7 protein-coding genes are annotated in these 12,519 nt (G+C 50.6%); 1 reads left to right on the top strand and 6 read right to left on the bottom strand.

What is annotated here, in order from left to right:
• Positions 1-51 precede the first annotated feature (51 nt).
• Positions 52-4,278 carry a tetratricopeptide repeat protein gene (locus AC2215_RS10665; protein WP_486809975.1) on the bottom strand — a complete coding sequence of 1,409 codons (4,227 nt, stop codon included), beginning with the start codon at positions 4,276-4,278 and terminating at the stop codon, positions 52-54.
• Positions 4,279-4,383: 105 nt separating this feature from the next.
• Here AC2215_RS10665 and AC2215_RS10660 point away from each other — a divergent pair, with 105 nt between their 5' ends.
• Positions 4,384-4,746, top strand: coding sequence for a hypothetical protein (locus AC2215_RS10660; RefSeq protein WP_486809974.1), 363 nt, complete (start codon positions 4,384-4,386; stop codon positions 4,744-4,746).
• Between the two features lie 217 nt (positions 4,747-4,963).
• On the opposite strand, the gene AC2215_RS10655 is transcribed toward AC2215_RS10660, so the two are convergent.
• The 5 genes from AC2215_RS10655 to sbcD form a co-directional block, all read right to left on the bottom strand.
• Positions 4,964-5,977 carry a calcium-binding protein gene (locus AC2215_RS10655; RefSeq protein ID WP_486809973.1) on the bottom strand — a complete coding sequence of 338 codons (1,014 nt, stop codon included), beginning with the start codon at positions 5,975-5,977 and terminating at the stop codon, positions 4,964-4,966.
• Positions 5,978-7,339: 1,362 nt separating this feature from the next.
• A complete protein-coding gene (locus AC2215_RS10650; protein WP_486809972.1) occupies positions 7,340-8,332 on the bottom strand; it encodes a calcium-binding protein in 993 nt (330 codons plus the stop codon).
• 838 nt (positions 8,333-9,170) lie between these two features.
• Positions 9,171-9,980: an HAD family hydrolase gene (locus AC2215_RS10645; RefSeq protein ID WP_486809971.1), complete on the bottom strand. Its 810-nt coding sequence runs from the start codon at positions 9,978-9,980 to the stop codon at positions 9,171-9,173.
• Positions 9,981-10,044: 64 nt separating this feature from the next.
• Complete coding sequence (locus AC2215_RS10640) at positions 10,045-11,124, bottom strand: hypothetical protein (RefSeq protein ID WP_486809970.1); 1,080 nt, start codon at positions 11,122-11,124, stop codon at positions 10,045-10,047.
• A gap of 44 nt (positions 11,125-11,168) precedes the next feature.
• A complete protein-coding gene (gene sbcD, locus AC2215_RS10635) occupies positions 11,169-12,467 on the bottom strand; it encodes an exonuclease subunit SbcD (RefSeq protein ID WP_486809969.1) in 1,299 nt (432 codons plus the stop codon).
• Positions 12,468-12,519 lie beyond the last annotated feature (52 nt).

The raw sequence follows: 12,519 nt of genomic DNA, 5'->3' as shown, positions 1-12,519 counted from the left end.
CTTTACTCTTTACCGAACTGCCCGCTCGATTCTAACGAAGGGACTTACATTTTACGAATCCCCAGAAGAACTACCGTTCAATCCAGCCGCTTGACGATAGGCCAAGATCGCCTCATCGAGTTTACCTTGAGCTTGCAGTAGATCTCCAAGTTTGTTGTGAATTTGCCAAGCCGTCGGTTCGATTTCCAAGACCGATCGATACCAGCGTTCGGCATCTTCCCACTGCTCCCGCACGGCGGCAATATCCCCCAGGCGCTCTCGCGGTTGCCATAACTGAGGATCGAGTTCGCTCGCCTGACGGTAAGTTTCGATCGCCTCGTCCCAATTCTTTTGCTGGATGTAAAGCTCGCCCAGGCGCAGGTATGCAGCCACCCGATCTTGATGACCCGGTTCCGCCGAAGCTGCCGTAGATTTGGGCGAGATGACTTTGACGGTGGGAGCGGGTGAGGGCGGCACCGTCGGCTCGGCGGTTTTCTCCAAGTAAGGAGATTCGACTGGGATCGGTGGGGGTTCGGAAACCGTGGTGGCACCCAACCCCGATAGCTCGAATAACGGGATGATTTCCTCAGAACTCGTATCTGTCACCAGAGGCACGGGTGTCATTTTGAGGGCACCGTTCACGGATAAAGTCGGTTCCGTTTCGATGGTGCCTTCGTACTTCAGGGAAGTGGCACTGAGTTCTCGGGCTTGGCGAGCGTACATTGCCGCCTCTGCCACGCGACCGGCTTTACTCAGGGCATCCCCCAGGCGCTCGTAAGCTTCGGGAAAGTTGGGACTCAGGTTAATAGCGCGCTGGTAGCATCGGATGGCGCGATCGATTTCACCGTGCCCGAGTAAAGTATTTCCAGTTTCCACGTATTCCTGAGCCATCGACTGGGTGGAACCTAACGCCAGTTGGTGGGTTGTTTCGCTGCGGCGATCGATATACGCGGGGGGTAGCATCGGCGAGGAAGATGACTCGGCTTTCGCGGCACCGCTCAAGAAGCCCACCAAACTGGAAAACCAACGGCGCAGTCCTCCCGTTTCCGACCCTTCAGCATGGCTCAGGGGCATTCCCGTAGCGAGTTGGCGTACCGTTTCTCGATAGCGAACCCCTTCTTCGTACAGTGTTTCGTGGCGTTGGATGGCTTCTCCCAAATGCTTGTAAGCGCGGTTGACTTCTTGCTGGGATTCGAGCACCCGCCCCATATATTCGTATGCCGCCAGGGCCAACCAGGGAGAGGTTTCGGGATTGACAGGGTAGGTCGGTAGCGCGGAAGTGGGAACCAGGGGACTGCTAGCACCGGAGTTCCCTGGAGCGGCCATTGGCGCAGGAGGAACGATCTCGCGCCGTTCGGAGGGGGCGGGGGTCCCAGCCGGAAGTTTGGGTTGAGTTAAATTCTGGCGAACCAGGTGACGATAGTAATTGTTGGCGTCTTGAAAGCGTCCTTGTCGGGTGAGGGCTTCAGCGAGATTTTGGTACGCACCCACCAACCGAGGATTCAACTTGAGCGCCCGTTGATAGCAGGCAATTGCCTGAGAGAGCTGACCTTGCTCGAAGAGAGTATTACCCAAGTTGAGATGTTCTTCGGGTTTGTAAGATTTCGGCTCGAGTTCGTAGGCACTGTAAAGGCAGTTGATGGCTTCTCCGTCTTTACCCAGCTTTTGCCAGACTTTTGCTAAATTTCGATGGGCGACAGCGAGGTCTGGCTGAAAGGCGATCGCCTTTTGATAGTAGGCAATCGAGGCTTTCCAATCTTTTTGACGAGCGGCCAGAGAGCCTAAATTTGCGTAGGCCTCTCCATAGTTCGGCTTGAGTTCGATCGCCCGCAGGTAATATTTTTTGGCTTCTTCCACTTGCCCCCGCGCAAGCAGGATATTTCCCATTAATTTATTCGTGGGAGGGAAATTGGCATCGACTTTGAGCGCTTCTTGGCAAATCGTCAGCGCCGCGTCTAACTCTTTTCGATCGAATCGTAGTTGGGCTTGGTCGTATAGGTGAAGCGCGGGAGAGGAAGAGCGATCGGAAACTGGCATAGGTTTGAGGGGGGTACAGTCGATGTTTGAAGTGAAGGGAGATGCAACAGTCGGGCGTATTTTAACATATTTGGTCAAAAAAGTCCGCAAAATATCCAGATCGATGAAAATATCTTCTGCTAAAGAACTCGGATAAATCCATTGGCGCAAGGGAGTACACTGTAAAGTCTCCGCCGCAATTGCATAATGTTTTAACCCGCATTGGCGACAAATCGCACTGAAATAATGCCGAATATAGTGGGGAGAAACGAGTTCGATAATTTGAGTTCCCGGCTCGCAGAAGATAATATTCGTTAATCCGCTACCATGGGGCGCAACAATGATTTTGGCTCGGGAAAATAAGAGGACTTGTTCGTTTAAAGTGTATTCTTCCAGACGAACGGAGACAAAACCAAATGTTTCCAGGAGAGCGATGGTTTCAGTTTCGTTAAATAGCCGGCGATACCGAGCGTTGGCGCGGCTGATATAGAGGCGTTTGGGGGTGGGGGTAGGTGTTGGTTGAGGGGGTAAAAACGTTCGGCGGAGAAAGTGCAGCGATCGCGGTGAAAGCCAACCCAACCGATCGGGGAAAGAAGGCACCACCAATCGATCGGCAACGAGGTGAGAATAGCGATCGCTTTGGAGAATTTTAGATTCGGGAATTCCCAATTTTTTCAAACTTTCTCGAGCAAACGGCTGGGGAATTTCATTGAATAGAAAATAATCGATTTCTTCCCAATGAAGATCGCTTCGCCGGAGAAGATCCAAGCGAGGAAGAACGTCCACCATCCAATGAAAGTAGACGTTGGCCGAGAGTCCCCCCACCACGGCCACCGTTCCTCGAACTCGTTGAAGCGGGGGTAGGCTTTGGGCGCGGAAAATGCGATGCTGTCGGGGTTGGTGGCGATCGCATCCGGGAAGTTGACCGGGATATTCCCGCGAGACATCTGCGAGCAAATGGTTATCGGGGGAAATAATGGCGATCGCTTCGCAAACCTGCCACCAGTTTTCTTGGGGCATCATCCAAACCCGCCCTTCGGGAATCGTCGCCACGAAGGTTTCCGGTGATGGCATGACATCCCCTTCTGGGCAATGCCAAATCCCCGTTTCGAGTTGACGAACCTCGAACTGCCTCGAAATGCGTCTCAAACATCGATCGCAGTTCACCCCAGGGCAGGGGGGATCGCTCAAATCCGGTCGAGATGGCTTCTCTTCTGGCTCATGTTCTGAACTTCTTGAGGAGTCTTCACCCTGAGAATCCACTTGAATATAATGACGTTCGTCCAATCCAGATGCCGCCCACCAAGCTTGGGTGGTACGGTAGACCCCTCGGGGCAGTTCCGGAGGCAAGGGAGAACCTCGATCGTAATCGAGTTCGCGGGTTTTGAGGCGCTGTTGCTCGATGGCGCAGGTTTGCAGTCCTGCCTCGATTTGCGGGTCTTCCGGTTTCAGGGCTTTGGCTTTGCCATAGTCGCGAACGGCCCGATCGATCCAACCGGCTTGGAACTGAACGCGACCTCGATAAAAGAAAACTTCCAGTAGAGATTGCCACGCGGACTGTCGCACTGTCGAGTCGTTGGGGTTTTGGCGCAGGGCATCGAGCAACTGACCGCTGGCTTGCCGCATTCGATCGAGATCGTTATCGGGAACGATTTGGGCCATCCGCTCACAGTAAGCATTGACCCAATCGGGTTGCTGCCCGAGGGCACGATGCAAGTATTCCAAGGCTTGGGTCACTTCACCGCATTCGAGGGCCGCGCGAGCGCAGTCTCCCAAAATCTTGATGCGATCGCCGTCGATTTGGAGAACGCATTGGAAGTAGGCTAAAGCTTCGGCGTGATGGTTTTGTTGCTGTAAGGCTTGACCGAGGTTGTTGTAGCTTCGACTGTTATCGGGTGCGAGTTCCAGGGCGCGACGGTAGGCTTCGACGGCTCGATCGAGATTCCCTTGCAGCTGCCAAAAGCGACCGAGATTATTGTGGAGCGGTGGGAAATCGGGATCGATCTTCAGCGCGGCTTGATAGACCGCCATCGCCCCATCAAACTGTTCTCTCCCTGCAAGGATACAGCCCAAATTATTGTAAATATAGAGTCGATTGGGTGCATCGGTTTCTAAAACTTCGAGTGCCTGTCGGTAACTCTCCTCAGCCCGATCGAGTTGACCGGCTTCATGCTCGGCCAAACCTTTCTCATAGAGGGCAATGCCCAGTTTTGCAGGGGTCGTATCTGACGAGAGGGGAGAGGATGCCGTTGCCTGAAGTGGGTGGGAGTGATGGTCATTCACCGGTGTTTTCCATCCCCCAGAGCGATTGTTGTTTGAGAGTGTGGATACTGCAATTGAAAATTTTCACCTTTTTAACGTCAGTTTTGCTACCGTGACGTCGACGGGATGCCGACTCTGGGTGAGATTCGGGCGGTTGGCAAGCCTCTTGATGAGCGAAGCGATCGCACTGGCTACATCTGGTTGCAGGGGAGCAAAGTACTTCATCCTTATTCCCCATTCCCCATTCCCCGCCCTCACCGGAAACAGTCTTATCCAAAACTGACGTTTTTTAGCATCGATCGCCGACATTGCATTCATTTCGAGCGCGATCGGCCCGAACGCGATCGCAAGATTGCCAAATTCATTGGGTTTGAATTGGCGATCGTGCAATCTGCCAAGCACCAATTCGAGCGATCGGAGATTGACGGGACTCAGACAGACCGAATTACCATATCGCGCTGGGGTCAAGGGGAAGGGAAAAGAATTTAAATCCCCAGATAGATTGGGTTGGGCAAAATCTTCGCTCTCGGCGATTTTTCAAGATACGAGCGCGAACCGGAAGAGCACATCTTGCTTATTACTTATAACGTATTCCTTCAGATCTGACAAAGCATCCGAGTATTGGGTTTAAAACCTTCTCACTCGAATGCTTTGGCTAAAATATTATCGAGCTAGATCGTGACACGACGATGACTCGCTCCAGACTTTAGACGATTTCAAAATCGTCGCCGTCCAAACTCAGACCCGGATCGAGCTGAGCGATTTCTTCCTCGTCTCCAGGAGTAGCCGTGGGATTGTAGTACACCAAACCCGAGCTGCTATCGTAGACGATCGAAGTCGATGCTCCGGCAACATCTCCCGGACTGCTAACCGAGCTGAATGTCGCCTGCAGGGTATCAAAGCCTCGCAGTTGCAGCACATCTTCACCCGAGGTAAAGTCGGTAATCATATCGACTCCCATTCCGGCTTGGGCGGTAAAAGTATCATCTCCCGCACCACCAGTTAGCACGTCGACACCATCTCCCCCTCGGAGGACATCTGCTCCACCGCCACCGTTGAGAATGTCGGCACCGCGTCCTCCCCGGAGGGTATCATCTCCCGCTCCGCCATTAAGGACGTCTGCACCTTCGTTACCCGCGAGAAAATCGGCACCCGCTCCACCGTCTAAGGTATCGGCTCCGATTTCACCTCTGAGGGTGTCGTTTCCGCCGCCACCGGAGAGAGCATCGTTTCCGTCTCCCCCCTGAGCCATATCTGCACCGGCACCACCGTCGATAACGTCTTGACCTTCAGCCCCAAAGAGTCGATCGTCTCCAGCTCCACCATCAATCAGATCGGCACCTCGACCGCCACGGGCAGTATCGTTGCCACCGCCACCGTCAAGCGTGTCGGCTCCAATTCTGCCTTCTAGAAGGTCGTTGCCGATTTGTCCTTCGATGAGATCGTTACCCGTACCGCCTAGAATAGTATCTTCGCCAGCTCCACCATCAAGACTATCGTTACCCGTACCACCTTGAATTCTGTCAGCACCGCCACCACCAAAGACGAGGTCTTCGTCCATTCCGGCCCGGATGGTGTCATTTCCGGTCCCCCCATCAATGACATCATTACCTTGCTTACCCCGGATAATATCGAACCCGGCTTCACCTGTTATAGTATCGTCACAATCACTACCGGTAAAATCATCGTTAGCCGGCGTTCCATCTATCAGTAATGACATATACTTTGCTCCTGATTAGTAATTCCTAGTTACTTCAAGCGCATGCCAATCTAAAACCTCAAAACTAGGGCAACACGGATGCGTTACTTCTTCATTTCTATTGGTAACTTGATTGGTGCGCTTCTTGCTTGATTGCCTTGAATAGCTTGCACTTGACCTCAGTAACAGCTGCCCCAATCCTCAGTTTGTTCGGCTTGACTTTTTAGCAGCTTTAAACTGTCATCGAGGTAAAAGTACTACAAACCATAAAAAGTATTAAAGACCTAACGTTTGATAGGTTGTAACTCAAATGCTAGGTTCTTCATGCTTGCTTCTAAAGTCCTAACAGCCGAAGAGGTCCGACTGGTATATACACGGGTAGATTTTGACTTATTCTACATTGCCTCATCAGCCATGTGTATTTTCTTGCAAATTCTAACTCAGTTTTAAAAAAAATGTCTAGTGTTTTTTGATAATGCTTGTTAGCGGTTGGATTTTATTAAAAATAGAATTTATCTGTTTTTGGTGGTCTTGTCTACTCGTATTTCTTCGGTTTTTATTGACGGTGTGCAATAAATGCTCGAACAAATTACGTATTTTCTCTGATTTTAAGAGGAGATTAAAATTATACTATGCGTATATTTTCAGATTTTATGAGGCTGAATGAAAACCAAAACCGAAAAAATACGGATAAAACAGGTCTCCATAGTTCCACATAGTGCCCGTACGAGTAACCCGATCGATTTACGGAATAATACGAAATCTTAACCAAACTCCTCCCAAGATCCCTTACCCCTGTTACGGCAGTCGCCACTGTGGTTAACGTCAGTTTTGGATAAAACTGTTTCCGGTGAGGGTGGGGAAGGGAGAATTCGGTAAAGGGAATGAGGAACGGAGTATATTTCTCTCGGCCACAGAGATATACTCCATGTTGCCGCCTCGATGAAGAGCGACTGGCCGACCGCCCAAACGTCATCGAGAGTTGGTATCCTCGCGAGGCGGCTTAAGCAAAACTGACGTTGTGGTTAGGGATCTGCGGGAAAATAACATACCAACCGTAGGGGGAATGCGGCCGTTGACCCCTACAGCAGATTGTTGGCAAGCCGGTATCTTATTTTTTGGCAAGTCCCTTAGGACGAGCGTGGACAGCGGTCAGACCCCTTGTCGGATGGGGCATATACGTTCCTGGGAACACCCCTGAATGCTGGGCAAGAAAAAAAGCTCGATCTCACGAAGGATCGAGCTATGTTAGGAATTAACGATCGGTTTGCGATGAGACTTCCGATCGGAAAAAGCATTTGAGCTATAGGTTGTCAAGCCTACATTGACTCAAATGCTTGTGGCGAAAATCAAATTGAGTTAAGTATTCGTGCAACAGAAATCTTAGATGATTTCAAAATCATTCTCATCCAAGTTCAGACCCGGATCGAGCTTAGCGATCGCTTGTTCGTCCCCACTGATGGAGTCATCGGGATTGTAGTACACCAGACCCGAGCTGCTGTCGTAGATAATCAGAGCATCTTCTCCGGCCACATCTCCCGGTCCGCTCACGGAGCTGAATTCCGCACGCAGAGTATCATTGTCGAAGCCGCGCAACTGAATCACATCGTCACCCGGCATGAAGTCGGTAATGGTATCCATGCCCATTTGGGCTTGAGCGACGAACGTATCGTCTCCCTCTCCACCTGTCATAGTGTCGGGTCCGCGTCCGCCAATGAGAACGTCGTCTCCGTTGCCGCCATCGAGGACATCAGCGCCTTTACCACCTTTCAGAGTATCAGCTCCGTTTCCACCATCGAGGACGTCTGCCCCTTCACCACCGGCGAGTTCGTCAGCCCCGGTACCGCCATCTATGGTATCGGCACCAACTTCACCTCTGAGTTCATCGTCTCCGGCGCCACCGATGAGAGCATCGTTTCCATCTCCACCCATCAAGCGGTCGGAACCATCGCCACCATCTACTGTGTCTGAGCCAGCGCCACCTTTGAGGAAGTCAGCTCCAGCGCCACCATCAAGGACGTCTGCGCCTCGACCACCACCGACGGTATCAGCTCCTGTACCACCATCGATCGTGTCAGCTCCGATTCCGCCTTCGGTGACATCGTTTCCGTTACCACCGCTAATTTGGTCAGAACCGACGCCACCTCGGACGATATCGCCTCCATTTCCGCCGTCGAGGACATCGTCTCCTCCTCCACCTTGGATAACGTCGGACCCAGTACCACCATCGACAACATCATCGCCTTCGCCAGCTTTAACTGTATCGCCTCCGGCGCCACCACTGACAGTATCGTCACCACCTTTACCCAAGATGAGATCGAAATCACCACCACCAGAGGTGTTGTCGCTTCCAGAATCTCCAATAAGAACGGACATTTGCTTTGCTCCTTAAATAATCCCTAGTTACTTCGAATGTTTTCCTGTTGCTAACCCGCTGTATGGGCAAAGCGTCGGAATTTATAACTGCTCGATCGATCTAATTGGTGTTCTACTCGATCGAATTGCTTGCGTTACACCGAACCAACATCATGCTGCACTTTAATTGTGTTGGTTTTATCTTGCTTATTGCTTGCGTTACACCGAACCAAGTTGTGAATCTGTACTAAGTCTTGTTGGTTTTGCTTTGCTTATCGCTCACGTATCTGCTACTAGGCGAAGTTTCGTACAAACTGATATGACTTCACCATGAATATGGGGAGTCCTTTACGAATGAGCTTCTACAGTGACAGCACTCGTTGGTTGAACCCAACTTACTGTTTGTATCGCTCGAAGTAATCAAGCGTTACTAGATATTGTTATACGCTTACCCCCAAATTGTCTATGGTTGATTTCTTTGAAATTCAGCTGACAAGATATTGGTTGGTTAAAGCGACTTGTGCCAGTATCTTGGGCAAGTATTAGTAATCTTGAACTCAGCTTTAAACGAAATTTATAAAGATAACTTTTTTTCTGAAGTGAGAAAAAGCCAGCATTGATTACCTGATTTTTGTCTATTCGTATTTACTCGGAGTATATTTTGACTTTCTTGGTATTATGAAAGTCAATTTCCAAGAAATTAAGGATAGTTGAACATCTTCGCCCGAGATAGACTCGTAAATTTATGGAGCGAGTCTTGAAAATCAAAAATGACCTCTGTAGAACTACACAAATATGAGTTCTCCGTAATTTTACAGAGTTTTACAGATGCTCGAGCCGATAGACCCGAGAATTTAAATTAAAGCCAAACTTGAAAATCGCTTTTAAACTTTTTCAAAGTAAGCAAATGAACTCGACTATAAGTATCATTCGCTACAAAATCTCGCGATCGCTGCGTATTGTATCCCCAGTCCGCCAAAAATAGCTCGATCTCGTTTAAATCCGGCTGCTGGCTCACCAATTGCAGGGTTTTCAGGCGATCTTCGATAAACCAGATAACGGGGGTGCTTTCAGATGTGGTGTATCGATCGCGCAGTTCCCGCAAAATTTGATACTTCGGCTTTTTCGTTTCCTTGCCAAACAGTTGCTGAGGGGGAAGTTCGATCCCCTCTCCCGCCAGAAGAGAGCGAACGAACCGTCCCTCTTTGGTGGTGATAATCACTGGTAGAACATCAGAATCGATAACCCCTCGCAATCGTTCCACCACCCCCGGATAGAATTGGTGCAGGCTCAACCATCCTGGCAAATCTGCTGCAATCCATTCATCTCGGGTACCGTCGAGGGTGGCTGCCACCGTTGCTTTATCGAGATCGTACCGTTCCACCAGGGTTTGGGCGATTTCGCTCCAGTTTTGCAAAATCTCCGCTTCGGAAATCCCCTGCAACTGCGCTTCGATGAGCACCGGCATTTCCCACCCCGTTTCAATCACTGGACGCAGGCGATAGAAGGATTCGGCTAAACCCTCTGGTGGGGTTAGGTTCGATCGCGATCGAATTTTGCAGTAGGCGCGCCACGCCGTCTGAAAATACTCAATTAAACCGTTACAGAGAACGCCATCGAAATCCAAGGCGAGGATGGTGGGTGTTTGGCTGGGTGTTTGGCTGGGCATAGTTTTCAGTCGGGGTATAAAGTTTCAGCAGGATTTGTAGGATTGTTTGCAGTGATGGGTGTCTCTACCGTTTCGGTTTAACGACAATCGGGTTTTTTCCTCGGGCAATTAACGCGATTTTCTTCTCTTGAGGCTGAAGGATACAAATGCGATCGCCACCCAGCTCAAAGACAACAAAATCGCCAGCTAGGTGAGTTGCATGACTCACAGACCAAGAAATAAATGGTGTATCAAAGGCAAAATTGAAGCTTAAATTCTCTTTCTCGTTCTCGCCTGCAATACCACCAAACCCAAACAACCGAGTCTGATACTCCCAATCCGTATTATCGGTGAACCTCGGGACTTGTCCGACAACATCAACGATACAAGTATTGAGATCGAAGAATTTGGCAGTTGGCACCATAGAGGCAATATCAGAAAGGATAACTTGCCTGTCACCTCCCAGATTCCCAAGAAATAGGTCAAACTGACCTTCTCGAGCTGGACAAACCAATAGTTGGTAATTTCGGTCCGTTGCAACGAGATCTTGAACCATTTCTTGACGCTTCCCTTCAAGATCCGATCGAACCACCTGTTTATCATCGGTCGTCATGTAATACAGAACGTATTCTTCCGGGGGTTGTACCTGTACCGAGGGAACGACATCGAGTTGGGTTACCAGACTTGTGTGGCTGTTGAAACCATATAAAACGAACAGAATGATATAACTGATGCTATTTATGATGAGTGTTGCCTTGAAAGCTTGTCGGACGGCTATTTCTTGCTTGCGAAGTAGGAACCAAACAAAGGGATACTCAACCAGTAGCGTTAGCAAAAATGCCACAAAAACGCACAAATCAACCCAAAGAGATGCATTTTCAAGGGTAACGCTCCCCATCTTCGACAGCCGATTCACGAGCAAGAACGATCCGGCCCAAGCAGATGCGTAGTTAGCAATCACAAGTATTAAAGCAGCTCTACCCCGTGGCGTGCGAAACCATTTTGCCAGGAGAATAGCTTCGACATAACCGATGACTGTATTCCCGATAAAAAGGTGTAACAACATGGTCGCGAGTGCCGGTGAGATCGCATTGGCCAATGCCGGAGATGGTAACAGAGCGATTGCAAAACCCAGAATCGCCACCAGCTTCGAGTTGCTTCTCATGAATCGTTCATCATTCTTCTCGGTGCCCGAAAGCGATCGACTCTTTAGAGCAAGCGTAATTGGTTTTGAGGGCGATCGCTTGCCGCCACCGGTTCCACCGACTCCACCGGACATTGCCAAACCTCCCCATCCTCCGAGAGCAAACTTTCGGCGGCTGCGAGCAAATCCGACTGAATGTCCTGGAGATCGTCTCGATTGTCAATATAGGTATTGAGGGCGACCATGGGATCGATACTACGACCGATACCCAACTCCGGAACCCGAGGTCGAGCGAGTTGGCTGACGAGTTCCGGTTGGATGGTGTAGTTGTGGGCTTCCTTGAGGGCAGCGTGGATGGCAGGCATTTCGATCGCCTCTAAGCCATCCGCCCCGATTTTGTAGGAGAGACGCACTACCGCATCGGCAATCTTTTTCTTGGCAATCGCTTTGAGAATCTTCTCCTGGGGGTCATCGCAATCGGACGCATCCACGGTAATGGTATGGAAAGCTCGCACTGGCAAGGAGCAAAACTCCCAATCCGCGCGACCCCGCTCTAAATCCAGCAATACGTAGCCTTTGTCTTCCTTTTCCTCGCTAAAATCCACCCGTTCGATACTGCCGGGATAGATAATTGGGGGGTTATTGGAGGGGTTGAGGTTCTGGTGTTTGTGGACGTGGCCCAGGGCGATGTAATCGAATTCCGGGCGAATCAGCAACGAGAGGGGAATCGTAAATCCCCGACTCACCGCCAGAAACCGTTCCGCCCCAAAGGTGGCGTTATCGCTCATCAGATGGGCCAGCAGCACCGTGGGCACTTCTGGGTCGAGTTGGCGAATTTCCCCTTCCAGAGCCAATCGCAGGCGATCGACAAGTAACTGATTGACGTCGGATATCGATAAACCGTGGGTTTCCGGGCGAGTTAGCAGCGTCGATCGAGTCAGCCAGGGGAGAGTTACCACCTGCACCGAACCGTTGCCGGTGTTGATGCGATGGGTTTCGAGGCGATCGCCCACCACAAACCCCGGCACCCCCAACGTCCGATAGATACACAAACTGGCACTGCCCTGTCCTTGAGAATAGCGATCGTGATTTCCCACCAGCAATACCGTGGGAATCTTCGCTTCTGACAAACGGCGAAACTGACTGGCGAAAGCTTCGGCGACATAGGGGGGAGGAGTGGCATCGGGAAACGCATCGCCACCGAACAGTACCAAATCCACCGGTTCGGACAAAGCGCGATCGATACATCGACCCAGGGTAGTAACGAAATCCTCCAGGCGGGTATTCAATCCCGTTTCCGGATTCGTGCGTCCGTGGGAAAAGCCACTCCCCATATGGATATCGGAAAGATGCAGGATTTTCACGGTTTTTGCGAGTAGTAATGTGTGGAATTTGGTTAGTTCTTGGGGGCTTCGG

The organism is Zarconia sp. (genome assembly GCF_057467645.1).
This window is presented reverse-complemented; position numbering and strand designations above follow the sequence as displayed.